Annotated in this window: 21 protein-coding genes, 1 tRNA gene and 3 pseudogenes; 7 read left to right on the forward strand and 18 right to left on the reverse strand. The window is 61.0% G+C overall.

The genetic code is table 11. The features are described from left to right. The first annotated feature begins 21 nt into the window (after window positions 1–21). The 3 genes and pseudogenes from DESPIGER_RS08570 to DESPIGER_RS13340 all read left to right on the forward strand — a co-directional run. Window positions 22–1,263: an MFS transporter gene (locus tag DESPIGER_RS08570; RefSeq protein ID WP_072335590.1), complete on the forward strand. Its 1,242-nt coding sequence runs from the start codon at window positions 22–24 to the stop codon at window positions 1,261–1,263. 158 nt (window positions 1,264–1,421) lie between these two features. Next, window positions 1,422–1,498 (forward strand) — tRNA-Met (locus DESPIGER_RS08575). A 257-nt stretch (window positions 1,499–1,755) separates the two neighbouring features. Continuing rightward, a pseudogene (locus DESPIGER_RS13340) lies at window positions 1,756–1,869 on the forward strand (IS5/IS1182 family transposase); the annotation flags it as partial. Between the two features lie 15 nt (window positions 1,870–1,884). On the opposite strand, the pseudogene DESPIGER_RS12650 reads toward DESPIGER_RS13340, so the two are convergent. Beyond that, window positions 1,885–2,635 (reverse strand): annotated as a pseudogene (locus DESPIGER_RS12650) (IS5 family transposase). A gap of 48 nt (window positions 2,636–2,683) precedes the next feature. Here DESPIGER_RS12650 and DESPIGER_RS13430 point away from each other — a divergent pair. Then, the gene (locus tag DESPIGER_RS13430; RefSeq protein ID WP_072335593.1) at window positions 2,684–3,019 is read left to right on the forward strand and encodes a transposase; all 336 of its coding nucleotides are present in this window, start codon (window positions 2,684–2,686) and stop codon (window positions 3,017–3,019) included. Window positions 3,020–3,166: 147 nt separating this feature from the next. Beyond that, window positions 3,167–3,493: a DMT family transporter gene (locus DESPIGER_RS08600; RefSeq protein ID WP_072335596.1), complete on the forward strand. Its 327-nt coding sequence runs from the start codon at window positions 3,167–3,169 to the stop codon at window positions 3,491–3,493. 310 nt (window positions 3,494–3,803) lie between these two features. On the opposite strand, the gene DESPIGER_RS12940 is transcribed toward DESPIGER_RS08600, so the two are convergent. The 16 genes and pseudogenes from DESPIGER_RS12940 to DESPIGER_RS08680 all read right to left on the reverse strand — a co-directional run bounded on the left by DESPIGER_RS12940 (window position 3,804) and on the right by DESPIGER_RS08680 (window position 20,944). Continuing rightward, a complete protein-coding gene (locus DESPIGER_RS12940; protein ID WP_144277378.1) occupies window positions 3,804–3,938 on the reverse strand; it encodes an amidohydrolase family protein in 135 nt (44 codons plus the stop codon). Between the two features lie 19 nt (window positions 3,939–3,957). Further along, window positions 3,958–4,311 (reverse strand): annotated as a pseudogene (locus DESPIGER_RS08610) (IS5 family transposase); the annotation flags it as partial. Window positions 4,312–4,314: 3 nt separating this feature from the next. Beyond that, on the reverse strand, window positions 4,315–4,929 hold the full coding sequence (locus DESPIGER_RS08615; RefSeq protein WP_072335603.1) for a recombinase family protein: 615 nt from the start codon (window positions 4,927–4,929) through the stop codon (window positions 4,315–4,317). A 29-nt stretch (window positions 4,930–4,958) separates the two neighbouring features. Continuing rightward, window positions 4,959–5,312: a protein MobC gene (locus DESPIGER_RS08620; protein ID WP_072335606.1), complete on the reverse strand. Its 354-nt coding sequence runs from the start codon at window positions 5,310–5,312 to the stop codon at window positions 4,959–4,961. 145 nt (window positions 5,313–5,457) lie between these two features. Further along, window positions 5,458–6,624, reverse strand: coding sequence for a MobV family relaxase (gene mobV, locus DESPIGER_RS08625; protein WP_231927554.1), 1,167 nt, complete (start codon window positions 6,622–6,624; stop codon window positions 5,458–5,460). Between the two features lie 190 nt (window positions 6,625–6,814). Beyond that, the gene (locus DESPIGER_RS08630; RefSeq protein ID WP_072335612.1) at window positions 6,815–9,445 is read right to left on the reverse strand and encodes a DUF927 domain-containing protein; all 2,631 of its coding nucleotides are present in this window, start codon (window positions 9,443–9,445) and stop codon (window positions 6,815–6,817) included. Beyond that, complete coding sequence (locus DESPIGER_RS08635) at window positions 9,445–9,654, reverse strand: helix-turn-helix transcriptional regulator (RefSeq protein ID WP_072335615.1); 210 nt, start codon at window positions 9,652–9,654, stop codon at window positions 9,445–9,447. Before DESPIGER_RS08635 ends, DESPIGER_RS08630 begins: the two co-directional genes overlap by 1 nt. A gap of 235 nt (window positions 9,655–9,889) precedes the next feature. Further along, the gene (locus DESPIGER_RS08640) at window positions 9,890–10,771 is read right to left on the reverse strand and encodes a hypothetical protein (protein ID WP_072335618.1); all 882 of its coding nucleotides are present in this window, start codon (window positions 10,769–10,771) and stop codon (window positions 9,890–9,892) included. Then, window positions 10,768–12,228 carry an RNA-binding domain-containing protein gene (locus DESPIGER_RS08645; protein WP_072335620.1) on the reverse strand — a complete coding sequence of 487 codons (1,461 nt, stop codon included), beginning with the start codon at window positions 12,226–12,228 and terminating at the stop codon, window positions 10,768–10,770. The genes DESPIGER_RS08640 and DESPIGER_RS08645 overlap by 4 nt, the downstream gene beginning before the upstream one ends. 67 nt (window positions 12,229–12,295) lie before the next feature. Next, window positions 12,296–13,459, reverse strand: coding sequence for a tyrosine-type recombinase/integrase (locus DESPIGER_RS08650; RefSeq protein ID WP_231927555.1), 1,164 nt, complete (start codon window positions 13,457–13,459; stop codon window positions 12,296–12,298). A gap of 573 nt (window positions 13,460–14,032) precedes the next feature. Further along, on the reverse strand, window positions 14,033–15,493 hold the full coding sequence (locus tag DESPIGER_RS08655) for a DUF6630 family protein (protein WP_072335627.1): 1,461 nt from the start codon (window positions 15,491–15,493) through the stop codon (window positions 14,033–14,035). A gap of 28 nt (window positions 15,494–15,521) precedes the next feature. After that, entirely contained in the window at window positions 15,522–15,938 is a 417-nt protein-coding gene (locus DESPIGER_RS08660; protein ID WP_072335629.1) for a DUF6981 domain-containing protein, read from the reverse strand. Window positions 15,939–16,185: 247 nt separating this feature from the next. Further along, window positions 16,186–17,058, reverse strand: coding sequence for a pyridoxamine kinase (locus tag DESPIGER_RS08665; RefSeq protein ID WP_072335632.1), 873 nt, complete (start codon window positions 17,056–17,058; stop codon window positions 16,186–16,188). A 36-nt stretch (window positions 17,059–17,094) separates the two neighbouring features. Continuing rightward, window positions 17,095–17,745 carry a LysE family translocator gene (locus DESPIGER_RS08670; RefSeq protein WP_083575347.1) on the reverse strand — a complete coding sequence of 217 codons (651 nt, stop codon included), beginning with the start codon at window positions 17,743–17,745 and terminating at the stop codon, window positions 17,095–17,097. Between the two features lie 132 nt (window positions 17,746–17,877). Further along, window positions 17,878–19,020, reverse strand: a complete 1,143-nt coding sequence (icd, locus tag DESPIGER_RS08675) for an NADP-dependent isocitrate dehydrogenase (RefSeq protein ID WP_072335635.1) — start codon at window positions 19,018–19,020, stop codon at window positions 17,878–17,880. A gap of 97 nt (window positions 19,021–19,117) precedes the next feature. Then, entirely contained in the window at window positions 19,118–20,944 is a 1,827-nt protein-coding gene (locus tag DESPIGER_RS08680) for a cache domain-containing protein (RefSeq protein WP_072335638.1), read from the reverse strand. A gap of 193 nt (window positions 20,945–21,137) precedes the next feature. Between DESPIGER_RS08680 and DESPIGER_RS08685 the strand changes: the two genes are divergently transcribed. Together DESPIGER_RS08685 and plsY are read left to right on the forward strand one after the other, a co-directional pair. Further along, window positions 21,138–23,267, forward strand: a complete 2,130-nt coding sequence (locus DESPIGER_RS08685) for a ribonuclease catalytic domain-containing protein (RefSeq protein WP_072335640.1) — start codon at window positions 21,138–21,140, stop codon at window positions 23,265–23,267. 212 nt (window positions 23,268–23,479) lie between these two features. Beyond that, window positions 23,480–24,073 carry a glycerol-3-phosphate 1-O-acyltransferase PlsY gene (plsY, locus tag DESPIGER_RS08690; RefSeq protein ID WP_072335643.1) on the forward strand — a complete coding sequence of 198 codons (594 nt, stop codon included), beginning with the start codon at window positions 23,480–23,482 and terminating at the stop codon, window positions 24,071–24,073. 400 nt (window positions 24,074–24,473) lie between these two features. Here plsY and DESPIGER_RS08695 read toward each other — a convergent pair whose 3' ends face one another. After that, window positions 24,474–26,477 (reverse strand): AsmA family protein, encoded by a 2,004-nt coding sequence (locus DESPIGER_RS08695; protein WP_072335645.1) that lies wholly within the window; start codon window positions 26,475–26,477, stop codon window positions 24,474–24,476. Window positions 26,478–26,657 lie beyond the last annotated feature (180 nt).

The raw sequence follows: 26,657 nt of genomic DNA on the forward strand, positions 1-26,657 counted from the left end.
CCCGCGCCACAGGACAGGCCCATGAACGCCCCCTCCCCGTCCTGCCCCGATGACGCCGCGGCCCGGCGCCTGGCCCGCAGCATGGCCGTGGTCTCGGCCTTTTGCCTGACCGGCGATACCATGCTCTACATCGCCCTGCCCCTGTTCTGGCAGGAATGCGGCCTGACCGCGCTCTGGCAGGTGGGCGTGCTGCTGGCCGTCAACCGCCTGGTGCGTCTGCCGCTCAACCCGCTGGTGCGCCTGCTCTACACCCGCATCGACCAGCGCACCGGCATGGCCCTGGCCGTGGTGCTGGCCGCCTCGACCACCCTGCTGTACGGCGTGGCCCGATGCTTCGCTCTCTGGCTGCTGCTGCGCTGCCTCTGGGGACTGGCCTGGACGCTCCTGCGCCTCGGCTCCCTGTTCGCCCTGATGGCGGCCTCGCGCAAGGACAATCGCGGCTATCTCATGGGCAGTTACAACGGCCTCGTGCGCCTGGGCAGCCTGCTGGGCATGATCGGCGGCGGCCTCCTGGCCGATTTGCTGGGCTTCCCCACCGTGGCCCTGCTCTTCGGGGCCCTGACCCTGACGGGCCTGCCGCTGGCCCTGACCCGCATCCCCCGCAGCAGCCGCGCCACCGGAGCGGCGAGCCGGGCGGCCACATCCCTGCTGTCGGGACTGCACCTGCGCCAGCCCGGCATGCGGCGCATCTTCATCACGGGGCTGCTGGTGGCCCTGGTCTTCCAGGGCATCTACGCCGCCACCCTGAGCCGCATGGTGGCCCTGCATGTGGGCGAACTGGCCCTGGCCGGCGGCCTCGTCATGGGCTGCGCCACCCTGGCCGGCACGCTGCAGGCCCTGCGCTGGCTCTGGGAACCCTGGCTGGCGCCGTGGTTCGGCCGCCTTTCCGACGGCCCGCGCGGCCGGGGCCCGGTGCTGTGCGCCTGCCTTGGCGGCGGCGCCTGCGCGCTGGCCCTGGTGGCCCTGTCCCTGCCCGCCCCGTTGTGGCTGCCGCTGCTGCTCTGCTCGCAGCTCTGCGCCACGGGCCTGGGCACCCTCTCCGATGCCGCCGCTTCGGACACGGCCGAGCAGCACGGCCATCCCACGCACACGCTGGCCTCCTATGCCTTCATCGTGGATTGCGGCGCGGCCGCGGGCCCGGTGCTGGCCTATGGCGTGCAGGGCCTCTGGGGCATGGATGCGGCCTACCTTACGGCAGCGGCCCTGCTGCTCTGCCTGCTGCCGCTCTGGATGCGCAGAGAGGCGACAAGGGCACACTCATGAAAAAATATGAGCTATTTCATGAAGATGCGACGTCTTTCAGGCAGAGCGGCGAAGAACGGCAAAAAAAAATTGCCGAAAAATAATTTTTTTGTTGACAGGCAGGGTGCTTTTAGCTAAAAAGGACTTCTCGCACGGATGACGTGCGAATGCTACCGCGTCGCGGGGTGGAGCAGCTCGGTAGCTCGTCGGGCTCATAACCCGAAGGTCGTAGGTTCAAATCCTGCCCCCGCAACCAAGAAAATCAGGCACTTACAGTTTTCTAACCGTAAGTGCCTTTTCATTTTTCTAACCTATTTCTAACCAAAAGGGGAAGATAAGTGCTGACGCTTGCGGTGCGTCCAATGGAAACATACCGGAGGGGTATTCCGGGCTGTGCTCTTCTCGCTGAGACAGTAACTCACTTGAGGGCGCGTCTTACCCCATTCCTAGGTTCAGGACTCATTAATTGCCAAAAAAATAAGAAGTCCTTATTGTCGGCATAGGGAGGATGCCATGAAGGAACTTTTTTATCTTTCTCATGAACAGATTGCTCGTATCAAATGCTACTTTCCTCGTTCCCATGGCATTCCGAGAGTCGATGACAGGCGTGTCGTCAGCGGCATTATCTAGGCTCAGGACTCATTAAAGGTAAAAAATAACGATAGCCGCAAGGTGAATTGCTGAAAGGAATGTATGAGCACAGCGATCATAGCGCATGGCTATGTGACGCCAGTCATTCACCGGGAAAACATGTGTTCTATCTTGTGATGCTGGAGATATTGTTTCTTGTTGCAATACTCATGACTCTTGTATTTTTCCGAGAAGGAATGCAGGGAGTGCAACCTCGATTTTTCAAAAAACTGCGAATCCATCCGGCATCATAGCCCCTGTCAGCAAGAAGTATTCGGGTTGAAGGCAGAGTTGGCAAGAGACATGCCGCACCGCCATAATCACTGATGGTTCCGGCTGTCAGCAATGTCCGAATTGAACGTCCGTCGAAGTCGCAGACTACATGTAATTTGGTGTTCAATCCTCCTTTTGTGCGTCCGATACAGCGAGAGGAAGCCCTTTTTTCTCAAACTTGCGGCAGTTCTGTGAGCTTTCAGACAGGTAGCATCAATCATGAGAAGGGATGTGTCCTGGGTACTTTCGGAAAGAGCCGTAAAAATCTTTTCGAAGACGCCCATGTTACTCCATCTGACAAAACGGTTATAAAGAGTTTTATAGGGGCCGTATTCTTTTGGAGCATCCTTCCATCGGAGACCGAACTTGAGAACATGGATAATTCACTGATAATTTTTTGATCGTCCCTTCTGGGAATGTCTCTTGAACGAGGAAAGAAAGGGCGAATGACATCCATCTGAGCGGAAGAAAGGTAAAAAAGAGTGGACATAGAAACCTCCATATCCATACTTATCCTTTTTTGACGTCGTTGGAAATAATGAGTCCTGAGCCTAGCAACGTAAACGATACGGTACCCGCCGGAGAATTGCTTGTGGATTTGTCCGCGGACAAGCTCCTTGCAGATCGTGCCTATGACAGCGATGCAGTGCTGGAGCAGGCACGGCAACAAAAGATGGAAGCGGTTATTCCCTCCCGAAAATGCAGACGTCATCAGCGGGAGTATGATGCCCATGTGTACAAGGAGCGTCATCTGGTCGAATGCTTTTTTGCAAAGCTCAAGTCATTTCGACGCATTGCAACCCGCTATGAAAAATTGGCCGCGACATTCCGGGCAAATGTCATGTTAGCGGCCTGTCTGATTTGGCTGCAATAAACTTTTTAGAAACAGCCCCTAGGACTTGCCACGGGATGCCCCGGATGGTAGAAAGCCGACATGCGCCCTCCTTGCGGAGGAACGCGGGCATGATCTTCAGGCTTCCGCATGCCCGCGCTCACCACGTAAGCCGCAAGGAGTATCCCCATGCCCTGGCTTGCCTTGTGCACCGCAGTCGTCACGGAAATTATCTGGGGCCTGAGCCTCAAATGGGCTCCCACGACCTCCCGTCCCCTTGTTGCCGCCCTCATCCCCATTGTCCTGAGCTTCCTCAACATGGGCCTGCTGTCTTACGCCATGCGCTTCCTGCCCGCTGGCCTGTCCTACGCGCTGTGGACCGGCCTCGGCTCCATCGGCGTGGCCGTGGGCGGCATGCTCTTCTTTCAAGACCGCATCTCCCTGCCCCAGGCCGGCTTCATGCTGCTGATCCTCGTGGGCTGCATCGGCGCCCGCCTCGCAGCCCCGCAGGACTGATCCCCCCTTCTCCGCAAGGCGCGCAGAACAAGGCCCCGTTCCCGGCAGGAAACGGGGCCTTGCCGTCCACGGGGCCGGGCCCCTCCCGCGCAACCGCCCGTGGACGAAAGCGCAGGGGCCGGGCTCAGCCAAAAAGCATGGCCGATCCGTTCATGAGCAGCTCGTCAAGCTCGCTGTCCGTGAAGCGGGTGCGGCGCTGGAGGGCGTCGATCTCGTCCTGCGGGTCCATGATGGGGTAATCCGTGCCGAAGACCAGCCTTTCGCGCGGGTGCCGCCGCAGGATGGCGCGCAGGGTGTCGTCGTCGATCTCCTACATGCAGGAGGACGTGTCCATCCAGACGTTGCGGTCGGCCAGCACGTCCAGCGCGTACTTCCTTTGCCGGAAGCCCCCCAGATGCGCGGCGCAAACCCGGAGCTTCGGGAACTTGTCCAGAATGGCGGCCATCTTGTAGGCTCAGGACTCATTAAAGGTAAAAAATAACGATAGCCGCAAGGTGAATTGCTGAAAGGAATGTGTGAGCACAGCAATCATAGCGCGTGGCTATGCGACGCCAATCCTTCAGCCGGGAAAACATATTTTCTATCTTGTGACGCTGGCGATATTGTTTTTTGTCGTAATATTCCTGACTCTTGGCATTTTTCCGAGAAGGAATGCAGGGAGTGCAACCCCGATTTTTCAAAAAACTGCGAATCCATCCGGCATCATAGCACCTGTCAGCAAGAAGCATTCGAGTTGAAGGCAAAGTTGGCAAGAGATATGCCGCACCGCCATAATCACTGATGGTTCCGGCTGTCAGCAATGTCCGAATCGGACGTCCGTGTTAGACACTATTAGCGTCATTTTCCCGAAGCCGTCCAGCTTTCCGGTAAAAGGTGCTTTGAGGCATTCGGCATCTTTTGGCCGCTTCCAGCCCTGAGATTTGGCCATTGCGCCAGAGGTCGCAATTTTCCAGAAAGTTGTCCGGCAGGGGTTTGATTTTGCGTCCAAAACGCACACCGCGCCCTTTGGCTGCAGCGATACCTTCGGCCTGCCTGCTACGGATATTCTCCCGTTCGTTCTGAGCCACAAAGGAAAGTACCTGCAAAACAAGATCGGCAATAAAGGTACCGAGCAGGTTTTTGTCGCGCCGGGTGTCAAGCAGAGGCATGTCCAGAACGAGGATATCCACGCGCTTCTCTTTGGTAATTATCCGCCACTGTTCCAGAATTTCCTCATAGTTTCTGCCCAGCCGGTCAATGCTCGTAATGCAGAGCAGATCCCCGGCTCTGAGCTTTTTGAGCATGGCCTGATACTGCGGGCGCTGAAAATCCTTGCCCGACAGTTTGTCCATGAAAATGCGGTCTGACCGGATGGCCTGCCGCTCAAGGGCGATGCGCTGACGGCTTTCGTTCTGATCCGTACTGGATACGCGAATATATCCGTAAGCTCCTGCCATAATGGTTTCTCCTCTCAATGGATTCTTGTTCACAGTTCATCATCGGGTATATCAGGAGTAATGAAGCTGGAGCGTTGTTCGCGTTTCGGAGGCGGCGGGGGTGTGTCTTGCCTCTTTGCCTTTCGTCCTTCCCGTTGCCGTCTGGCTTCGGTCAGATACTTGGTCAGGGTTTGGGGTTTCACCTCAATACCCTTTTCGTGCAAGCGCTCGACAATCTCCTGTGTGTCGAAGCCGCGCTTCTTCATTCGCTCCAGCGTCGGGGCCAGAGCGAAGACGGCTTCCTTCATGGACATGGTTCGATTCCCGTCCAGCGTGACAGAAGCGGGTTTGAGTGTCGCAAACTCCTGTCTGATTTCCTTCAGCTGCGTGACGGTGATGGTCATGAAGCTTCCTCCAGTGTTTCGCCGGGGCCATGCCCCGGATTGATGATTTGTCTTTCCGGTCGAGCGGGACGGTCGCCCACGCTTCACGCAAGTGAAGCATAGTGGGCTATATCTTCGGCCTGTGCGAAGATTTCCCCCCGACGCCTCACCTCATTCTCATGCCACGGGTGGAGTGCGCCTGCCGACGCTCCCTGTCCCGCGCTTCCTGCTCCTGCCGCTGCCGTTCCTCTTCCTGCTGACGTTGGAGCTGTTCGGCGCGCCTGCGCTCCACGAACTCGATATGCAGCGGCCGGATTTCCGGCAGAAGCAAAAACTCCCGATAGCCCGCCATGATTCTCTTCATTTTCTTCAACTGATTCTCCAGCTCCTTTTTTTCCTCATGGCTTTGTTTTCTGTGGGCCGTGTATCCCGCTTCAAGCCGCGTCAGTTTTCCGCGAAGGGTATCCACTTCCCGTTGCAGGATTTCCTTCTCCGTCTGGACAAGGTGTTTGACGGCAAGCGCCTTTTTCAGTTCTTCAATGAGGGAAGAGGCTTTTTTCAGCACGGACGGATAATTGAGAAAAGAGGCTTTCGGTAGTTCGGTCTCCTCCCGAAGCACCTTTTCCGCTTCCTCAGCCTGCCGCTCATACTCTTCAATGCTCTTTCTCAACTCTTCCTCACGCTGTTCCAATGCGTTGATAAGCTGCCGTGAATTTCGGGAAGTCTCTTCGGATTCCTGAATCAATTTTTCCAAAGCTTCCTGTTGCTGCTTGAACTCGCGGGTATCCAGATGCCTTTTCGCGGAACCGGGTGTCTGTTCCACGCCGCGTTCAATGACGAAGCCCCGGCTTTGCAGATGGGCGGGAAGCCCGGCTTGCAGTTTCCGCAGACTCTGACGGGTATAGATTTTGTTGGCGTTGAGCCTTCCGTCCGGCGTCACCGGCACATGAAGGAAGTGCATGTGCGGCGTCTTTTCATCCATGTGAACCATTGCGGAAACGACATTCTCCGCGCCCACAAATTCCGTGAGAAAGGCTTTGCTCTCCTCAAAGAAACGCCTTGTTTCCTCCGGCGTGAGAGCATCAAAAAACGCCTTGTCCGAGGTGACGATAAGCCCGCACATGCGCACGGCGTCCTTTCTCACGGCCTTGACCAGCAGGAGATCGTCAATGCGGTTCTGAATGGCCTCGGCATAGTTCGATGAGGCGACTTCGTGCAGCTCGTAGTTCGCCGCGCTCCTGTCGTAGTCAATATCGGGGTTGCTGTGGCTCTCCCGTTCCCGCCGGTTGTGACTCTGGATGCCGCGTATGGCCTCCTTCTTGAATTTGTCCATGTGGAGTACGAGGTAGGACATGGTTTTTTCCCTTTACTCATTTTCAGTGGTGACAACGGTGACAGTGGTGACAATCGAGCAATGGCAATGCTTTTCGGCTGTCACCACTCAAATATGCAATGGTGACAGTGGTGACAGGCGTAACCCCTTGCGGCTGTAGGTTTGTCACCATTGTCACCACTGTCACCGCTCAATCAGGCAAGGCAGGAGCAGTTTCTTCATCCGGGTCATCAGGCAAACAAACAATGTAGACACGCACGCGCCCTAGACCAGGAAGCCTTTCCTGATGTTTCAGTCTGTTTTTAGAAGGAGTGCGTAACCATCCAGCTTCACGCAGAACACGCACAGCTCTTGCCTCTGCGTATCCCCTGACGACTTCGGCCCGAAAACTCTCCGGAAGTATCAGATACTCGGTCGTGCCGTTGCGAGTACGCTGAAATCCCACCCGGTTGATGCAGGTGGACATTTGCGTATCCAAATCCTGAAAGCGGCTTGCGCCGTGCCGTTCGATGAACAGCCGTACCGTGGAAAGGATGGCGGTATCCTCGGAAGCTCCGGTTCCGCCTCTTGCCGTGAGCCAGTCCCGGAAGCAGATTTCGATGCAGTTCAATACGTCCAGCTTTTCGGGAAGGATGCCCAGCCGCAGGGCCAGCATTCCGGCCATGCCGCACAGGGCGAAGCGCATGGCCACACGTCGTACCTGTCCGTCAGCGCCTTCGGGGACAAGATGCCTGACGGCATCGGCCATTGCCGGGCCGATTTCCGCCCGGACGGCGTTCAGGGTTTCGACCTTCGTCAGCTTTTGCAGAAAATCATGCCCCGCATGACCGTAATGTTCGGAAGCAAGCAACTTGATACGATTGGCCACGGCTCCGGCATCGGGAAGACCATGCAGGCTGGTGAGCATGGACGAGTCCACAGGCAGCCCCACGAAACGCACTTCCTGCCCGCCTCTGGATTTCAGACCGTTCTCGGCCAGCTTGTCGGAAAGCCCCAGTTCGCCGCTGGAGAGAAAGAGCAGACGCCAGTTCTGGGAACGGCGAATTCCGCCTTCACGGTTCGAGCGGCCTTTGCCCTGTCCGTTGGCCAGCATGTAGGCGCATTCGGCAAGAACACGTCCGTTGACCTGCCCCATTTCATCCAGAATCAGCACATTGTCGTTGTGCAGGGCGGCGATGCCTTCAAGCCCGTTGTCCGTAGCCCGCCAGCTTCGGACATGTTCATGACCGCCCCAGACGGAGGCGGCGATCTGAAGGGCCGTGGTCTTGCCGGAGGATGAGCCTCCCTCAAAACTGAAGCCGCCGCCTTCCAGACCGGCCGGGCGAAGCAAAGGCCCGGCGAAGGCCGCGCATAACGCGAAACTGAGACGGGAGTTGCCGACGCACAATTCCGCTATCTCCCGCCAGCCTTCCATCGTTCCAGATGTACGGTACAAGCCGCCATGCTGCGAGGATTGCAGCACGGTGTCTTCTTCTGTTACGCCGTAAACGGTATCGGGAAGCACGTAGACGGATTCATGCCAGCCCGTGCGCAAAACACAGCGTATCCGTCGGAGGGGCCGGACCGTGGACAGAAATGCCGCCAGCTTCGACCGGGTGGACGGATTGCCGAACCACCCGCCGGAGGCCAGTATGCTGTACCAGTCGTTTCCCTGCCGGAACAGCATTTCCACGGGCATGGCCCATGCGTGCTTGTTGCCATCCGGGTCAATCCATTCCAGCATCAGACCCCATTCGTTGCCGTCAGCTCCCCGCGTCATGCCTTTGACCAGAAGCGGAGGACCAAGCCGGATTTCCTGACTGTCTCCGTCCGATCTGGTCTCCAGCTTGTACAGCCCGGCGCGTCTGCCTTCCTTCACCAGAAAAAAGCCTTCCGGCATGGGGCAGTCGTCATCCCGCTTTCGCGCTTCTTCCACAACGGCCCGGACAGCCTCAAGAGAACGCAGCCGGTGCAGGTCGTTGAAGTCCGTCGCCTTGCCTTCATGAACCGGGCAGACGGCCAGCTTGCCGCCCACGGCCTGAGCCGCCAGAGAGGCCATCTTCTTGCCGGGATTCCCTTGTGTCTCCGTGTCGTTATCGGCACAGAGGATGATTTCACGCTTTGCATACCTCTCTCTGGCCATGACGGCCACGGCTTTCAGATTCCCGGCGTTGAAGGCCACAAGACATGCATAACCGGTCGCCAGATGAAGACTGATCGCTGTAGCATACCCCTCGGCAATCAGCAGGGGACCGTCTTTCTTCCTGTCTTCGGTGGAAAAGGAAAAGAAGCCTCCCGCCGTGCGTCCTCCCTTGAGAAAGAACTTGTCCGTACCCTCGGCAGTTTGTTCCGGCAGGATGAATTGCAGACTTTGTATCCTGCCGGACTGGTTCAGAACAGGGATAATCAGACGCCCGTCTTTTGTCCGGCGCAATCCGATGGCCGGGACTCCCTTCCGTTGCAGGTAGGGATGGTCGTCCCCGGCGTTTCGGGAACAGTTCCAGATGCTCGCGGCCAGTTTGGCGGCGGCCTGCCAGCGGCGGTTCTGCTCGGTTTCCTTGTGCGCTTTGATGGCCCGGATGCGTTCACGCAGGGCATCCCGTTCGGCGGCGGTCAGTTCTTTTTCTGGCTTGTATGTCCATGTACCTTCATCGCCGGTGCGCCAGTTTTTCCACCAGATGGAGGCCGGAGTATCCAGAAACGCCTTGTACGCGCCGTCCCTGCGATGGGGCCGGTCCGCTGTGCCACAGCGGTGCAGGAGGCCGTCGGCCTGCACGACCTCGATCTCCAGCCCCGCTGCACGCAGACACTCGGCAAAACTGTGCAGAATGTCGGCGCTCATTATCGCTTCCTCAATTGAGGGGCGGAATCTCTGGTATGGACGCAGCGTGACGCAAACCAGTCTTCAAGGTCTTCTATGTCGTACATGACACGGCTGCCGAGCTTGGCGTAGCGCGGGCCAACTTTTTTACAGCGCCAGCGGGCCAGTGTGCATGTCTTCACGCCGTACATGTCGGCAACTTCTTGCGGTGATAATTTTTTGGTCGCCATCAGCATCTCCCTGTATTCAGGCTGAAGTGTATGAATCCATCCAGAAGCATCTGGAGAGAACACACCCTATGCCCAGAGGAAAACGCTGAACAGACGGGGTGTTAGCAAAGGCGAAACAAAACCTCCCTTTCTTAGGCCTAAGAAAGGGAGGTTGATAATTTTTATGTTATTTTACTATGTTATAACGGGGACAAGTTGAGGGCTGCGAACCTGAGCAGGTCAGGTTTCTTGCCTTTCAGGGATTTTGAATAGGCGCTCCGCCGTGGTTGATATACTCTTTCGGCATTGCCTTGCGAAAAATTTCTATGTAATTGCCCGGAGCGTTTTCAACCCCCAACGTCTTGCCGATTTCCTTGTATTGGCGCATAATTTCGTGTTTGGCGAGTGGGTGGGTGAATTCTCTGGTAACCTTATTCGCTAATATGACAAGAATGTGTATATGTGCTTCTATTTGTTCGATTTCGTTTTTTAATTTGCCTTCTCGTCCCGCTGCGCTGGTATATTTCTCCGTCATTTCCTTGTATTTCTTTTTCAGCTCTTCAATCTCCCTGTTGAGTTTTGCGGCATCACAGCTTGGAGCTACACTGCTTTCGCCACACCAGCGCGTCTGATTTTCCTCCACAATTGCGGAAAGTTGTGTGGCATCGCAACAATATTCGGGCGATCCGAGAGCAAAAAACTTATTGAACCCAAAGAGCATGGGAGAAAGAAAGTTGGAAACTTCACGGCAATCCACGCCGAGTTTTCCTCCCGCCGGGATTGCTTCATGACTTTTGAACACCCGGATACGATAATGGCGAAGCGCTTCCAACTGTTCATGGTTCGTGGAAGCATGCAGCATGAGCATGGCTTCACTCAGACGGATTGCGTGATCAACGTGATGTTTGCGCCATGTTCCCACATAAAGCGCACAAAAGGCGCAGATGCTCCAAACAGCGGCCCCGCCGATCACGACGCACCAGAGCAGTATCAGCGCTACTCCTGCAAGTGAAACGCCTTGCGTAATTTTAATAACGGTAAACATGGTTGTCAGCCATGCCATGAGAAAGGCAAGGCCACAGCCCAGAACAGCAATCAGCAGAAATTTGATAATCGAACCGTTGGGAACAAACTTCATGGGAGAATCTCCCATTGTCCGCCCTTGCTGGGACCGATGCGGCGCAAGATGCCCTTTTTCTTGAGCATGGTTGTTCTGTAAAGAATCGTGCGTCGGCTCACGTTTAGAACAGTAGCGAGTTCGGTTGTGGTTATGCGCGGATTGGCGGAGATGTGCTCAAGGAGCGCAAAAAGTTCTGGTGCAATTTCCGGTGCAATATCGCGCAGAGTTGCATCAGAAAGCCCTTGTTTCTGGTGCAAATTTTGTGTTTTTGATGCAAGTTCTGGTGCAAGTACCCCAGTGTTTTCCGCAGGCCGGTGGGTTCTGCGTACAATGGCCTTGAACAGCGAACTCTCCCGATCGTCTTCAAAATCAATATCCGGCCATGCCTTAAGAGCGCGCAGAATGCCGGAGCCGATGCCGTGGTAGGGCAAAAGCCCCTTGGCGGCGTAAGAAATCAGAATAGGGTTGCGGATATTGGAATTGCCGGCTTTGATATTGGCTATGGTCAGATTGTTCGGCAACGTGCCGGGGCTGATGATTTCCACGCGGTCATCAAAAATGAAAATGCGGATGGGCGCGCTGACAAGATAATCCCTGTGTACAAGGGCGTTGACCAGCAGTTCCTCAAAAACCTGTTCCGGTATTTCCGGCGTACCCGGTGAGTTGACGCCATTCTTGCCCTGTACCTTGTGCAGGTTGCGCATGACAAAAGCCAGGGCGTCCTTGAAAAGTCTGCTCAACGGACCTTCAAAATCTTCGGTGTCATCGTAGCTGTCAGCATGAACGGCAATTCCCGGAAAGCGGACGCCTTTTGCCACGAACTGCGGAAAAATCAGCTCCGGCTGTTCGGCAAAAAGCAGCACTCCGGCCAGATTGAGATTGCCATCGCCAGCGGCGAGGTTCAGATTTTGCAGCAGGCGCAGTTGTTCTGCGTGGGTATCCGGGAAGTCACTGTCATACCGCTTTTTCAAAAAATCCCGGAACAGCAGCTTGTCCAGTTTGTTAATGCCCGCCTTTGTGGGCAATTCATCGGCATGGAATTGGCTGGTATACTGAAAAAGACGGCGCAGTTCCTCTTTAGAATTGATACGTCGCTTGTCCGCCCCGGCTTTCAGCCAGATAACGCCTTTCCTGTCAAAGTAGGGTTTGTCCATTCCTGCAGGAACGGTCAGGGCGATAACCACATTTCCATTTTCAAGAAGAATGTTCTGCGTCTGCACCACAAGCGGGCTGCGGACATGCTGGCTGGCGGCGTTGCCGATCAACTGGTTCGCATCATGCAATTCTCGGGATGTTATGCCGGACAGTGTTCCATCATCCTGCACGCCGATAAAAATTACGCCGCCGTTGGCATTGGCGAAGGCGGCCATTTCCGCAGCCAGAGAATCCGCATTGTCGATTCGGGACTTGAACTGACGTGTGCTGTCCTCGCCTGCGGCGGCCTGTTCCCTGAGCGTTTGAAGTGTGAATGCCATGCCTGCTCCTTACAATACTATCTTTTTCCTCACCATGTGTACACGATAATCGGAACAGCCGCAAAAGCTACCGTTGGCCGGAGAGAATGTCCGCCGCCGCGTTGCTGGCAGCGGCCAAGGTCTCCGGCAGGAATTGGGCATACTTCTTTTTGGTGAAATCCACATTTTTGTGTGTCAGCATTTCCGAGATCATGTCCATGCTGAATTTGCCGCTGTTGGCGAGGCTTACGGCAAAGTGATGCCGCAGCCCGTGGAAGGGCCGGAACTTGGGCGGCAGGCCCGCCGCCTTGCGGAAGCGGTCAACCGCTGTGCAGTCTTTGCGCATCTCGCCGGTTTTGCCGGGGAAAACATAGGGGCTGCCGGGAAAATGTTCGTCACGCCATGCCATTTGTTCTTGTAACAGTTCTTCCACCAGGGAACTCATGCCGATGGAGAGGGTTTTTCTGCCCTTGGGATCGCGCAAACGAATGAGCTTGAGGTCAAAGGCCACGTCCTCATCTTGCAGTTTGAACATCTCCCCGCGCCGCATACCGGTAAAAAAGGCCAGCAGGAGCATATTGCCCACATCGCGGGCTGGCCATGTGCGGGCGCAATCCAGAAAGCGGCGAGTTTCTTCCGGCGTCAGATGCTCAATAACCTCATTGTCCTTAACGGGCATTTCGATCTGAAAGGCAAGATTGGGGCAGCGGTTGGTCTTGACGCCAAAATTGATGATGCGCCGCAGAAGCTCAAGAGTATTCCAGAGAGTGGCCGGTTTGCGTTCGCTCAGGGATTTGCGCAGCTCCTCCACCATCTGGGGCGTGATTTCCGAGACGCTTCGCTTGCCGAACAGCGGTTTGAGGTGTTTGAGGTAACGGTTGCGATCCGTGGTCAACCCTTTGAGGGTCGGCCCCTTGATGTCAAAATATGCATCCGCAATTTCGGCAAAGGGCTTGTCTTTCTCCGCCTGTTCGCGGCGGAGTTCTTTGGCGGTTTTGACTTCTTCGCCATGTCTGATGGCCTTTATCCGATCAGCGCGAATTTCCGCCGCCACGTCCGGCCCGTATCCTTCGGAAATTTTGCCTACCTTTTCCCAGATGAGGCGGCGGCCGGATTTAAACGTGATGTAGAAACACAGGTCAGGCGCGCCATTATACATTTCTGACGTTTCGTACACATAAACGCCAGCCCATTTTTTTGGGTGGTATCGCCGTTTTTGGGTAGCCATGAACTGCCTTGGGTTGTGGTTCATACGCGGGAGCAGGTTTTAACCGGCAAAATTTTTCTAACCTATTTCTAACCACACCGTCAATTTCTAACCATTCAGGTCAATGCGCGGCAAAGTCTTATTTTTGATAACTTATTGAAAATAAAAATAAATCAAAGTCTATCCAGCTGTGTCTAACTCTTTCAAGTTCAGTCAAAAAGGGCTCATAACCCGAAGGTCGTAGGTTCAAATCCTGCCCCCGCAACCAGAAAGATCAAAGGCTTCCGATTCTCATCGGAAGCCTTTTTTCGTAAACGGGATCTTTTCCCCCTCATCCTCTCCCCACTATCCAAATATCCATCTGTCCGCCGGGACTCCGCGCATCTGCCAGGCCGCGCAGATGTCACCGGCACGCTCCGGCGGAAGGCATCTCGTCCTGTTCCGCTGTCCCCCGTTTTTGCCGGTGACGCGCTCCGGCACTACGGCATGGGAAGCCGGCCTGGGGCAACCGGACGGCCTCCCGCGCAGACAGCGTTGACGAAAATGCCCTGCCGAAAAAGAAAAGACAGCCGGATGATCATCCTGTATGGTGTGCCGCTCCTGTTCTTTTGCCGCCGTTTACACCTGCTTGAACAGATCCTCGACACGTTGCAGGGGAATGCCCAGCTCAGAGGCCGCCGCGAACGCTTCCGCGACCTTGCCGCTCGGTACGACCATAAAGACATATTCATCACCGCCCGTATCCCACAGCAGGATCGTCAGGCCATAGCGGTCATGCAAGACGGGGCTGCAAGCGCGGAGCACCTCCTCGGGGTACGCGTCTTCATCGTCGCAGGGGGGCAGGTGTTCCTTTGCCCCCGGCGGCAAGAGGCAGCACAGGGAGGCGAAAACTTCTTCCGGCGCTTCCTTCCAGTCCACCCAGTCCAGGCGTTTCCGGTCCCGTAGGGCCAATCGCATCAACGTAACATGCCAGCCGGTGTAGACTTCTTCCATACCGAATTCCTCACAGAGCGCGGCGCACTGTGCCGGTGTCGTGGCGGCGGCGTGGATCTTGTCCGCCAGCGCTTCGGCATCGGCAACGCCGAGCAAGGTAAGGAACGTGAGCAGGGCCGGGCGCGATATGGGCACAGGCTTCGGTATCCTGGGCTTATTCGCATCCAGGAGCATTGCCAGCGTGCGCTCCATTTTGGCTATGACGGCAGGATCAGTGACTTCGGTATCCCGTCCCACCGTCTCATACCACGGACAGTCCCAGCGCACATGGCGCAGTTCCACCGCATCATCGCAACGCACCACGAAGTAATAATCAACGGCCCAGCCGGCGTTGACGACTTCCCCCATGCAGATGCTTTTTGGGATATAGAACGTCCCTTTCTCGCACACATATTCGGAATCCGTGTCTTCCCCCATATCGATATCGCATTGGGGAAAGGCGTTAACAGCGCGCAACGTTTCTGCGGAAGGGATGGTGCGTAATCTTTTTCCCTGAAAAAATGCGAACAGGTCTGTATTTATGATGTCGCTGTGATAGGGCCTGCCTCGCAATCCCCTGGTCGTATAATAGATATGCATGGCTCTCTTCCTGATGCATGATTGCTTTTTGAAAAACGGCGATCTTGAAAAACAGGCAGCAAGGGACTCTGCACACGGCAAATAGGTATCGCATTCCTCCGGGACGCATTCCCCGCCAGAGCGACGCTCATAGCGAGGCCGCTCGTCCATGCCCATGCCCATGCTGCCGCTGCCTGCTTGTGTCCACCCGCCTGGCCGAGCATAGCCGGGAATGCGCGTCCCCTCAAGAATGACGGGCATCCGTGGGCTGCGCGGCATGCATCCGGCCAGCCCGTTTTTGAAGTGCCTGCCGGATACCCGCAAAAACGGCTCGCCTGCGGCATCATCCGGGCCGAAGACGGCCAGCATCCGGTACACGCCGGAACGGATGGGGCCAACGCACTCCAGATGTTCGCGGATCGCGGCGACCTTGGCGGCCATGCCTTCAGATTCCGCCCCCGCGGCCAGAACGTAAAATCCCTTACGGCATTTACCGTAAGGGATTTTACGTTCTGGCTCCTTCTTCATCCCGCGGAAAGGCCCTCTCTCCCTGCCGCTAGCGCAGCTTCAGCACGAAGCGCGTCCGGGTATCGCTCGCCGCATCCTTCTGATAGTCAAGGACGGCCCCGACGGGCATGGCCCGGTCGATGCCGAAACGTCCCTTGAATTCCCGGACGCTGCGGGAAGCCATGGCCGTGAACTCCGCCCGCGTCATCTTCCGGTCGGCCGCGACGAAGATGATGTCGATGCCCTTGGCATAGGCGGCGACCTCCACGGACCTGATCCCCCTGCCGGCATAACGGGACAGCAGTTCTTCCTCAAAAGCGGTGAAACGGTCACTGTCGTCCACGAAAACTTCGGCATCGCCGCTCTCCGTAGCGGTATCCGTCCGCGTCTCCGCAGACAGGGACATGCCGGGCACGGCAACGGAAAGGACGCACGCGACCAGGAGCAGGAAAAAGAGCTTCTTCATGGCACCTCCGGCCAGACAGGGGGATGGGGGTTGCAGGATATCGCCGCGAACTGCGGCACCAGTGGACTTGATACGGGCTGCGGGACCTTTTGGGTCATGCCCCGGCCGAGCGCTGCCCCCGGCGGGCCCTGTCCGTTGTCCGCGACTGGGAGCGGCCCCATACCACACGGACAAGGATCGGCCTCTCACGTCGCGCCATGCGGCAGTGCCGGGACATGCTGTGCGGGCCCGGAACCGGGCCCGTGGCCTAGAAGGCCTCGTACTCCCCGATGGAGCAGCGGTCCTGCAAGGCGGGCAGGGTGCGCTCCAGCAAGACGCCGTCGCTGTGGCGGGTGTCGTAGCCGTAGGTGACGCGGATGCCCAGGGTCACGAAGCGCACCGCGCGCTCCAGGGCCACGGGCAGGCTGTCCCCCTGGAGGAACGCCCCCACCAGCACGCTGGAGAAGGTATCGCCCGTGCCGGGATAGAAGGCCGGGATATAGGGCGACTCCATCTTCCAGAAGCGCCCCTGCCTGCGGTCATAGGCCACGGCCGCGCAATGGCCGGGGCGGGCCGCCGGGGCGCTGGTGATGACCACCCTGTCCGGCCCCATGGCCGCCAGGCGTCGCAGCTGCTCCTTGAGGGCGTCGGGCGGGATGTCCGGCCGGTAGGGCTCGCCCAGCAGAAAGGCCGCTTCGGTGAGGTTGGGCGTGATGACGTGGGCGTGGCCGATGAGCTGGCGCATGGCCTCCACCATCTCCGGCGTCTGGGTGGGGTCCAGGGTGCCGTTGTCGCCCAGCACCGGGTCCACCAGGGCGAAACCGCCGGGCTTGAGGAAATGGCCGATGCAGCGGGCCGCGACCTCCAGCTGGTGCGGATTGCCCAGAAAGCCGGAATAGACGGCATCGAAGGTCAGGCCCAGCTGCTGCCAGTGATCCAGCATGGGGCCCATCTCGGCGGTCAGGTCATGAAAGGTGAAGCCCTCCACGCCGGATGTCTGGGAAGACAGCACCGCCGTGGGCAGGGGACAGGTCTGGACGCCCATGCCGGCAAGGATGGGGATGACCACGGTCAGCGAGGCGCGCCCGAAACCGGAAAGATCGTGGATGGCGGCGACGCGTTGCAGGGGGATCTCGTGCATGGGCACCTCGGCGGGAAGGAGTTGGGAGGAAAGCGCCTAGAGCTTCTCCAGTGCCAGCCGGAAGGCGAAGCCAATGAAGATGAGGCCCGTGAGCCGGTGCAGCCAGGCCTGGAAAGCGGGCCGGACGAACAGGCGGCGGATGCGGTGCAGCAGGCTGGCCAGCAGCACGAACCAGCCCAGGCAGAAAAAGGCCATGATGCCGCCCAGCTCCAGGAATTGCGGCCACAGGGCCGCGTGCGGGTCCAGGAATTGCGGCAGCATGGTCAGGAAAAAGAGCACGGCCTTGGGATTGAGGGCATTGGTCAGAAAGCCCTGCCGGAAGGCCCGGCCCCGCAGGCCGCGGACGGGCTGCGCCCCCGCCTCCTGCCCGCCGTGACGCACCACGGCGGCCGTGACCTGGCGCCCGGCCCGCAGGGCATGGAAGCCCATCCAGCACAGATAGGCGGCCCCGGCATAGCGCAACAGCGTGAACAGGGTGATGGACTGGGCGATGACCGCGCTGATGCCCAGCATGGCGGCCGAGGTGTGGACCATGATGCCCAGCGCCACGCCGCAGGCCGCGGCCTGACCGGAACCGCGCCCCTCGGTGAGGGAGATGCGCGTGATGAGGGCGAAATCCGGGCCGGGCAGCATGGCCAGCAGGACCGCCAGCGGGATATAGAGGAGCAGGTTTTCCAGCGGGACCATGCGCCCTTCCTGAAGACCGCACCGCTGCGGGCAGCGCGGGAAACAAAGGGAGGAAGGGCCTGCGGGGATGCGCCCTTCCTCCCGGATGTACGGAGGATGTACGGAGATCGTGCGGGACGCGGCGGCCGTCGTCTACAGGCAGGCGCCGATGATCTCGCCGAATTCCTGGCAGCCCACCACGCGGGCGCCTTCCACCTGGGCGGCCAGGTCCACGGTGACGGCGCGGCCGGCGATGGCCTTGCTCATGGCGTTGCGGATGCGCTCGGCGGCCGCGGGCACGCCCATCTGTTCCAGCATCAGGGCGCCGCACAGGATCACGCTGCCGGGGTTGGCCTTGTCCTGGCCGGCGATGGTGGGAGCGGTGCCGTGGGTGGCTTCATAGAAGGCCAGGGAGTCGGACATGTTGACGCCCGGGGCCAGGCCCAGACCGCCCACCTGCGCGGCCAGGGCATCGGAGATGTAGTCGCCGTTGAGGTTGGGGGTGGCCAGGATCTGGTACTGCTCGGGACGCAGCAGGGCCTCCTGGAACATGGCGTCGGCGATGCGGTCCTTGACCACCAGACGGCCTTCCACGGGCTCCTTCTCGGTGCAGGTCAGGTCGCCGAATTCCTGGGCGGCCACATCGTAGCCCCACTGGCGGAAGCCGCCTTCGGTGAACTTCATGATGTTGCCCTTGTGCACCAGGGTCAGGCTCTTGCTGCCGGTATCCAGGGCAAAGCGCAGGGCGCGGCGCACCAGGCGCTTGGAGCCGAACTCGCTCATGGGCTTGATGCCCACGGCGGCTTCCTCGCGGATCTTGGTCACGCCGAACTCCTCACGCAGGAAGGCGATGAGCTTCTTGGCCTCCGGGGTCCGGGCGGCGTATTCGATGCCCGCGTACACGTCCTCGGTGTTCTCGCGGAAGATGACCATGTTCACGCGCTCGGGATGCTTGACCGGCGTTTCCAGGCCTTCGAAGTGACGCACGGGACGGATGCAGGCGTACAGGTCCAGCGTCTGGCGCAGGGCCACGTTGAGGCTGCGGATGCCGGTGCCCACGGGGGTGCCCAGGGGGCCCTTCATGGCGAAATCGGCGGTGCGCAGGGCGTTCATGGTCTCCTCGGGCAGGGGGGAGCCGGTCTCGGCCGTGGCCTTTTCACCGGCCAGCAGTTCCACCCACTCGATGCGCATGTCCGATTCCTTGGCCAGCGCGGCGTCGATGACAGGGCGGGCGGCGCGCCAGATTTCGGGGCCGATGCCGTCGCCTTCGATCCAGTAAACTCGTTTGCTGCTCATTGTCTGCATCCTTTTCTGTATTCCTGGTTGCGGCCGCCGGGGGCGGGCCTGTAGGCAAAAAACGGCGCGCCGGGGGCACCGGCACGCCGCCATGCGTCTAGTCTTCGGCTGCGCGGGCTTCCTGCTGCAGGGCCTGCGAACGCTTGAGCAGCTGCTCAAGCTGGATGTCCACACCGATGACGCCCACGATGTTGTCGTCATCGTCCGTCACCGGGCAGGACACGGTGATGACCAGCTTGCCCGTGAACTGGGACTGGTACACGTCCATGATGTGCATGTCGCCGGTCTGCATGGGCATCTTGAACCATTCGCGCTGCGAGAAGTCGAAGCCGATGGGCAGGGCCTCGTACTTTTCACGGTAGGCGGGGTCGGTGATGGCCGCGCACTTGAGGCTGCCCTTGGTATCCGTAAGGTAGAGGTACTGGATGAAGGGGTACTCGCGCGAGAAGCTGTCCAGACGGGCGCAGGCATGCTTGCCGAAGTCCCGCAGGTCCGCGTTCTGGGCCAGGCGGACGATGAGATGGGCGGCCAGCTCGTCGGCCAGTTCCTTCATGTGGTCGAACTCGGTCTCGAACAGCTCCGGCATGTAGCGCTGCACCAGGGCCGCCATCTCGTCATGCGACAGGTGCGTGGTGCGGCCGGTGTCGTAGATGGCCACGATGGCCTCGTAGATCTGGCCCACGGCGGGGTGCTTCTTGGAGATCTGCTTGCCCTCGGGCAGCTTGAGGTTGACGTTGATCCAGTAGGCCACCCCGGCACGGCCGGTCTTGTCGGTGATGATGATGGGCACGGGACGGCCCAGCAGGTGCTTGGTGTCGAAAATGTTGTAGATCTCTTCGTTCTTGGCCAGGCCGTCGGCATGCACGCCGGCGCTGGTGGCATTGAAGTCGCGGCCCACGAAGGGATAGTTGTGGGGGATGTTGTAGTGCAGTTCCTTTTCGAAGAACTCGGCCACTTCGCTCAGGATGGTGGTATCGGCGGCGGCATCGTCACCGGTGAGCGAGATGTATTCGATGATCAGGGCCTCCAGCGGCGTGTTGCCCGTGCGCTCGCCAAAGCCGAACAGCGTGCTGTTGACCGCGCCGCAGCCGTTGAGCCAGGCCGTGACACCGTTGACCAGCACCTTGTGGAAATCGTTGTGGCCGTGCCATTCCAGCCATTCGCCGGGCACACCGGCCTCATCGGTGAAGGCGCGCACGATGCGCTGCACCGAGCGGGGCAGGGCCGCGCCGGGATAGGGCACGCCGTAGCCCATGGTGTCGCACAGGCGGATCTTGACCGGCATGCCGCTCTGCTGGCTCAGCTCCATGAGCTTCTGGGCGAAGGGCAGGCAGAAGCCGTAGATGTCGGCACGGGTGACGTCCTCGAAATGGCAGCGCGGGATGATGCCCCATTCCAGGGCCTGCCGGGCCAGGTCCAGATACATGTCCATGGCCTGCTGGCGGGTCTTCCCCAGCTTGAGATAGATGTGGTAGTCCGACACGCTGGTCAGCATGCCGGTCTCGTCGAACTCCATGTCCCGGGCCAGCTTGAGGTCTTCCTTGTTGGCGCGGATCCAGGCGGTCACGCGCGGGAAGCGGTAGCCGCGCGCCCGGCAGACATCGATGCACTTGCGGTCCTTGGCCGAGTACAGGAAAAACTCCGACGCCGTGATGAGGCCCGTTTTGCCGCCCATGCGGTGCAGGAAATCGAACATCTTGGCCACCTGCTTGACCGTATACGGCGGCCGGGCCTGCTGGCCGTCACGGAAGGTGGTGTCCGTGATGCGCATCTGTTCGGCGGGACGCGGGGCAAGGAGCACCTCGTCGAAGGTCGTGCGGCAGATGCTGGTGTAGGGAAAAAGCTCGCGGTACAGCTGGGGCTGTTCCCGTTCCTGAAGCGAAAGCGGGCGAATGCTGCCCGTCTGGTGGATGATGCTGCTCATGACACTCCGTCCGGCCTGAAAAGTGACATACAAGGCAAGGAACATATCCTGTTAGCGAGGGCGCGTCAAAGGGCGCACGGACGGCGCTCCGGCCCCGGCCGGCATCACGTCCCTGCCGCCGGGACTTGCCAGAACAGGCAAAATGGCGGATTGTACCGCCTATCGGAGCCATCCTCCGGTTGAAGGAGCTTTTATGTCGGTTTGTGTGCAGTACCCCTCGGCGGGCTGCATTGTGGAATATCTTGAAGGCAATGCCGTCCAGATCGCGCTGGTCACCGAGGAATCCGGCGGCAAACTGCGTCTTTTGCTGCCCAACCGGCGCGAGACGCGTCTCACCACGTCGCGCCTGCTGCCCTGGGCCGGGCCCGCGCTGGGCTCCGTGCCCGGCAAGGACGAGTCCGCCCGCCTGCTGGAGCAGCACCGTGCCCGCCGCGAGGAACTGGCCGCGGCCCTGCCCGTGCTGGAACTGTGGGAGATGAGCCAGGGCGAAGTGCCGGAAGCCTCGGCCCAGTGGTTCGCCGAACTGGCCGGGCAGGCCGGGGACGCCGACAGCGTCGCCGCCTGCGGGCGCGCCCTGCTGGCCTGCAAGAGCCACTTCCGCTTCCAGCCGCCCGTCTTCCAGATCTTTTCCGCCGGGATGGTGGAAAAACGCCTCAGGGAACAGCAGGAACGCGCCGCCCGCGAGGCCCTGGTGCTGGGCGGCAACAGCTTTTTCCGCCTGCTCTGGGACGTGGCCTGCAAAAAACGCGCGCTGCCGCCCCGGCCCGGCGGAGACTGCCGGGGCATGTCCGAATGGCCGGCCCCCGAAGTGGCCGAACGCCTGAAGCAGATCCTGTTCGCCCGCATGGCCGACCCCGAGAACCAGGAATACGACGAACTGTGGCGCATGCTCTCCAAGGGCCTGCCCGATGTGCCGCACCTGCCCGTGCAGCTGCTCATGGCCTGGGAGCAGGTGCCCGCCCACTACAATTTCTGGTATGACCGCGCGGGCTACGCCCCCGGCGACGACTGGTGGCGCCCCCTGGCCCCGGCCGTGGAGGCCCTGCAGCGGGCCGCCCGCCAGGTGGAACTGCCCGTCTGCGACCTGCCCTTCATCAGCATCGACAGCGCCACCACCCGCGACGTGGACGACGCCTTCCACATCCTGCCCACGGACGACGGCGGCTTCGAGCTGACCCTGGCCCTGGCCTGCCCGGCCGCCTGCTGGCCTTTCGGCGAGCCCCTGGACAAGGCCGTGTTCCGTCGCGGCACCAGCATCTACCTGCCCGAGGGCGACAGCCACATGATGCCCGAAGTCCTGGGCACGGACGCCTTTTCCCTGCTGGCCGGTCAGGACCGCCCGGCCTTCTGCGTGAAGACGCGCATCTCGGCCGCGGGCGAGATCCTTTCCTGCGAGCCCCGGGCCGCGCGGGTGCGCCTGGCCGCCAACCTGACCTACGACGACACCCAGGCCGTCCTCGACGCCCTGGCCTCCGGCGAGGCCCCGCAGGCGGACAACCCCGCCGCGCCCTGGGCCGCCATGCTGGCCTGCGGCAACGACTTCGCCCACGTCTGGCAAAAGGCCCGCATCGCGCGCGGGGCCGTCATCATGGACCGGCCCGAACCGTCCATCGTGCTGGAAGGCCAGGGCGCGCAGACGCGCGTCTCCATCGAGCCCGGCCACGAGACCCCGGACTCCCAGCCGCTGGTGGCCGAGATGATGATCCTGGCCAGCGCCGCCGTGGCCCAGTGGGCGGCGGAGCGCGAGATCCCCATGCTGCACCGCACCCAGGACGTGGCCCTGCCCAGGGAATACGCCGGTGTCTGGAAGGAACCCCAGGACATGACGCGCATCATGCGCGCCCTGATCCCCTCCAGCCTCGAAGTGCAGGCCCGGCCGCACGCCGCCCTGGGCCTGGCGCGCTACACGCCCATGACCTCGCCCCTGCGCCGCTATCCCGACCTCATCAACGAGGCCCAGCTGCTGCACTGGCTCACCCACGGCACGCCCCGCTGGGACAGCGAGGCCCTGTCCACCCTGCTGGTCAGCCTCAATGCCGTGCTGGATGCCGCCGGGCAGGTGCAGCGCTTCCGCCCGCGCTACTGGAAGCTGCTCTACTTCCGCCAGCAGGGCGACAAGGTCTGGTGGGACGGCGTGGTCACCGAAGAGAATGACATGTTCGTCAACGTGAGCCTGCCCGCACAGGGCATGTATGTGCGCGGCAAACGCCGCATGTTCGACGAGCGCACCTGCCCCGGCATGGCCGTGCAGGTGCGCATCGGCCGCGTGCACCCGCTGTACAACGAAATCCAGATCCTCGAAGCCGTCAGCATGGACGGCTGATGCGGGATCCTGAGGAGATATTCCCGGGGGGAAGGGACCCCCTTTAACCAGCGCCCAAAGGGGGTCCCTTCCCCCCAGGCCCCCCATCCTCCCCCAAATGCGCTTCATCAGGGGAAACGGGCCATACGGGAACGGGACACTGACAGGGATAAACAGCGCCACGGCAGCCGCTGTGGCGGGGCAAGGACAGCCCCGGTTCAAGGAGGAGGAATATGACGGCCTTTTTGTGTATCGTTCTGGGCTATGTGCTGGGTTCCGCCCCGTGGGGGCTGGTCATCGCCCGCACCTTCTGCGGCATCGATCCCCGCAACGACGGCAGTCGCAACACCGGCGCCACCAACGTGGCCCGCCTGTGCGGTTTCCGCTGGGGCGTGCTGACCCTGGCCTGCGACCTGGGCAAGGGCGCCCTGCCCGTGGCCCTGGCCCTGTGGCTGGGCCTTTCGCCCCTGCCGGTGACCTGCGTGGCCCTGGCCTGCGTGCTGGGCCATGTGTTCTCCTGCTTCATGGGCTTCCGCGGCGGCAAGGCCGTGGCCACCAGCATCGGCGTGTTCCTGCCCCTGGCCTTCTTCCCCCTGCTCTTCTCCTGCGCGGCCTGCGTGCTGGTCATCTGGCGCAGCGGCTTCGTCTCGCTGGGCTCCCTGACCCTGGTCACGGTGCTGCCCTTTGCCCTGCTGGCTGCCACCCAGTACGCCTGGGTGCCCCTGTCGCTGTGCATCTGGGCCCTGGTGGTCTGGAAGCACAAGGAAAACATCGCCCGCCTGCGCGCCGGTACCGAAAAGAGCTGGCTCAAGAGCCGCCAGAAGTAGGACGACGCGGCAACGACAGCAAAAGGCCTCTTTCCCCTGCGGGAAAGAGGCCTTTTTTCATATTTCATTGCACAGGATCTTGCCCCACCAGCCCTGCCCGGCAGGACACGCCCCGGAAAGATGGCGCCCCCCTGCCGTACGCCTGCCTCCAAAACAACAGGCAAGGCCTGTGCATCCCTTCTTCTCCAGAATAAAGCGCGCTTGGGGAGGGGGGAGTTTGAGGGGGGAACCCCTCTCGCGCTGGCAGCGACCGGATGGCGGCCCGCAGGGCCGTGCCCGTTGCGACGCAGGAAGCTACGGGCATCGACAGCAGAGATGAGGGGGTCCCCCCTCAACAATAAAAAACGTGCGGGCATCAACAGCAACACAAGGAGCCCTTCCCCCCGAAAAACATCCCCTCCTAACGGCCGAGCAGGCCCCGGATGGCGCCGCCGGCGTCGCGCACGGCACCGCCGATGCCGCTGCCCGCCTCGCGGGCCGTATCCCCGGCCGCGCTGCCGGCCTTCCTGCCGCCTTCCAGCAGGTTGCTGCCGAGCCCCTTGACCGCGTCCAGCGCGAACCTGGAGTCCAGCGAAAACGAAAGGTTGTCGAAGGGCCCTTCATAGTTCACGGGGATGTTCAGGCCCAGCGTGGTGATGGTGGCCGTGCCCTTGAGGTGCTGGCGCGGCAGGCTGGCATGGGCCTGTCCTCTGGCCTGGAGCTTGGGCGAGGTGGCCGTCATGGGATCCATGTCGGCCTCGCCCTTGCGCAGCACGAAGGGCACGTGCACCTGTTCGAAGGTATCGGAAACGGCACCCTTGAGGCCGGGCACCGAATGCAGCAGGGATGTCAGGGCCGGGACGTGCATGTTGCGCAGCCGCAGGTCGCCCGAACCGGAAAGGGCGGCCAGCATGGCGTCGGCACCGGTGCCGCCCGTGGTGCAGGATGCCTTGAGGGCCGCCAGCCCTTCCACGGAGCGGGGCTTTTCCAGAGCTTCCTGCAGGGGGCCCAGGGCCACTTCGGCCGCATCCAGATCCAGCGCATACTTGTGGCTCTGGAGGTCGGCACGGCCGCCGGCGGACAGGCGTCCGCCGCTTTCCAGCACGCCCTGGAAGGAGGTCAGACGGTAATCGCCCTTGCTGCCGCTCAGGGCCAGGGAGATGTCGCGCAGGTGCATCTTCTTCCAGCCCAGGGACGACATGGCCAGACGCACGTTGAGCGTGGGCCAGCTGGTGGCGCTCTCCTGGTCCGCGGCCGCCACGGCCTTGCCTTCCCCGGTCTTGCCCGCGGCGGCGTCCTTGCCGCTCCCGGGCAGGGGCAGATATTCATCCAGCTGCAGCTTGCCCAGGCTCAGGGAACCTTCCATGGCCAGCACGTCCCGGAAATGCAGGCGCAGCTCCGCCCGCAGGGGCGTGGCGTCCAGCTTGCCCTTGCACTGGGAAAGCGCCAGCGTGTCGCCCTCCCAGGTCACGGAGCCCTTGAACAGCAGCGCGTCCTGCGCGTGGGGCTTGAGCTGCACGCCCAGGGCCGAGGCCAGCTTGCGCGGCGAGCCTTCCAGCAGGGCGGAGCCCGTGAAGGCCGGGCCGTCCAGGCCCAGCGTGCCGGTGAGGCCCACACGGCCGTGCGGCACGGAAAGGCTCAGGCGGGACAGATGCAGCTGCCGGGCCGCCGTGTCCAGCGAGGCATCGCCCTGCAGCTGCACGGGCCCCAGGCCCGCGGGCAGGAGGCCCCGGCGGGAAGGCGTGATGGTCAGGGAAAGGTTCTGCACACGCGGGGCCATGCCGAAAAGCCCGGCCTGGGCATCCAGGGCCAGGGTCCCGGCCAGCGCACGCCCGGCGGTGAGCAGATCATAGGTGAAATCGCAGCGCAGGACGGCATCCTGGCCGTTGCGCAGGTTCTCCACGGAAAGGTTGATGTCGCGCAGGTCGTAGCGCTCGCCGCCCTTCTCCACATGCAGGCTGCCCTTGCTCAGGGTCAGGCGGCCCAGCTCCAGCGGCAGGAGCACGTCGCCGCCGGGCCTGTTCGCGGCAGCCTCTGTCCCGGAGGCCGGCCCCGCCGGTGCCGCGGCCTTGCCTTCCGGCAGCAGCAGGCTCAGCGAAGGGCTGTCCAGACGGACTTCCCCGATGACCAGTTCCCCGTGCAGCAGCGGTTCCAGCTCCAGATGGGCCTCGCCGCCCCTGGCCGTGAAGCGCATGCCCTGCCCGTCCTGCACGCCGTCCCAGCTGACGGCGGCGAATTTGGCCCCGGGCGGCAGCAGGGAAAGCTCGGGCGGGCTGGCGAAGCGCACGGGCGTGCCTGTGGCTTTTGCCACCGCGGCCGAGATCTGGTCGCTGATGAATCCGGTATCCAGCTGACTGACCACTATGGCCAGTACCGCCGCCAGTACCAGAACGATACCTCCGATCCAGCAAAGTGCACGCTTCATGTCTGCCTCCGATGGCCTGTCTGTCCTGTGGCCGGACTACAGGACAACTGTAGGGCATCGCCAGTCCCGAGGCAAGCGGCCCCTCCGCCTGCCGCAGGCCCCCTGCCTGTGGCAGGCGGGGACGTCCCGCGGGGATGGCAGGCCATAGCCCCGGCTGGCCGCAGACGCAAAAAGGGGGAG

The sequence above is a fragment of the Desulfovibrio piger genome (genome assembly GCF_900116045.1).
Taxonomy (GTDB): domain Bacteria; phylum Desulfobacterota; class Desulfovibrionia; order Desulfovibrionales; family Desulfovibrionaceae; genus Desulfovibrio; species Desulfovibrio piger_A.

What these genes read in the sequence shown, in the direction of transcription:
- DESPIGER_RS08670 (WP_083575347.1), bottom strand. Translation starts at nt 17,745, where the DNA reads ATGGTCCCGCTGGAAAACCTGCTCCTCTATATCCCGCTGGCGGTCCTG.
- DESPIGER_RS08630 (WP_072335612.1), bottom strand. Translation starts at nt 9,445, where the DNA reads ATGAGCGCCGACATTCTGCACAGTTTTGCCGAGTGTCTGCGTGCAGCG.
- DESPIGER_RS08665 (WP_072335632.1), bottom strand. Translation starts at nt 17,058, where the DNA reads ATGCACGAGATCCCCCTGCAACGCGTCGCCGCCATCCACGATCTTTCC.
- DESPIGER_RS08655 (WP_072335627.1), bottom strand. Translation starts at nt 15,493, where the DNA reads ATGAAGAAGGAGCCAGAACGTAAAATCCCTTACGGTAAATGCCGTAAG.
- DESPIGER_RS08620 (WP_072335606.1), bottom strand. Translation starts at nt 5,312, where the DNA reads ATGACCATCACCGTCACGCAGCTGAAGGAAATCAGACAGGAGTTTGCG.
- DESPIGER_RS08640 (WP_072335618.1), bottom strand. Translation starts at nt 10,771, where the DNA reads ATGAAGTTTGTTCCCAACGGTTCGATTATCAAATTTCTGCTGATTGCT.
- DESPIGER_RS12940 (WP_144277378.1), bottom strand. Translation starts at nt 3,938, where the DNA reads ATGGCCGCCATTCTGGACAAGTTCCCGAAGCTCCGGGTTTGCGCCGCG.
- DESPIGER_RS08570 (WP_072335590.1), top strand. Translation starts at nt 22, where the DNA reads ATGAACGCCCCCTCCCCGTCCTGCCCCGATGACGCCGCGGCCCGGCGC.
- DESPIGER_RS13430 (WP_072335593.1), top strand. Translation starts at nt 2,684, where the DNA reads ATGAGTCCTGAGCCTAGCAACGTAAACGATACGGTACCCGCCGGAGAA.
- DESPIGER_RS08635 (WP_072335615.1), bottom strand. Translation starts at nt 9,654, where the DNA reads ATGGCGACCAAAAAATTATCACCGCAAGAAGTTGCCGACATGTACGGC.
- DESPIGER_RS08600 (WP_072335596.1), top strand. Translation starts at nt 3,167, where the DNA reads ATGCCCTGGCTTGCCTTGTGCACCGCAGTCGTCACGGAAATTATCTGG.
- mobV (WP_231927554.1), bottom strand. Translation starts at nt 6,624, where the DNA reads ATGGACAAATTCAAGAAGGAGGCCATACGCGGCATCCAGAGTCACAAC.
- DESPIGER_RS08615 (WP_072335603.1), bottom strand. Translation starts at nt 4,929, where the DNA reads ATGGCAGGAGCTTACGGATATATTCGCGTATCCAGTACGGATCAGAAC.
- plsY (WP_072335643.1), top strand. Translation starts at nt 23,480, where the DNA reads ATGACGGCCTTTTTGTGTATCGTTCTGGGCTATGTGCTGGGTTCCGCC.
- DESPIGER_RS08645 (WP_072335620.1), bottom strand. Translation starts at nt 12,228, where the DNA reads ATGGCATTCACACTTCAAACGCTCAGGGAACAGGCCGCCGCAGGCGAG.
- icd (WP_072335635.1), bottom strand. Translation starts at nt 19,020, where the DNA reads ATGAGCAGCAAACGAGTTTACTGGATCGAAGGCGACGGCATCGGCCCC.
- DESPIGER_RS08685 (WP_072335640.1), top strand. Translation starts at nt 21,138, where the DNA reads ATGTCGGTTTGTGTGCAGTACCCCTCGGCGGGCTGCATTGTGGAATAT.
- DESPIGER_RS08650 (WP_231927555.1), bottom strand. Translation starts at nt 13,459, where the DNA reads ATGAACCACAACCCAAGGCAGTTCATGGCTACCCAAAAACGGCGATAC.
- DESPIGER_RS08695 (WP_072335645.1), bottom strand. Translation starts at nt 26,477, where the DNA reads ATGAAGCGTGCACTTTGCTGGATCGGAGGTATCGTTCTGGTACTGGCG.
- DESPIGER_RS08660 (WP_072335629.1), bottom strand. Translation starts at nt 15,938, where the DNA reads ATGAAGAAGCTCTTTTTCCTGCTCCTGGTCGCGTGCGTCCTTTCCGTT.
- DESPIGER_RS08680 (WP_072335638.1), bottom strand. Translation starts at nt 20,944, where the DNA reads ATGAGCAGCATCATCCACCAGACGGGCAGCATTCGCCCGCTTTCGCTT.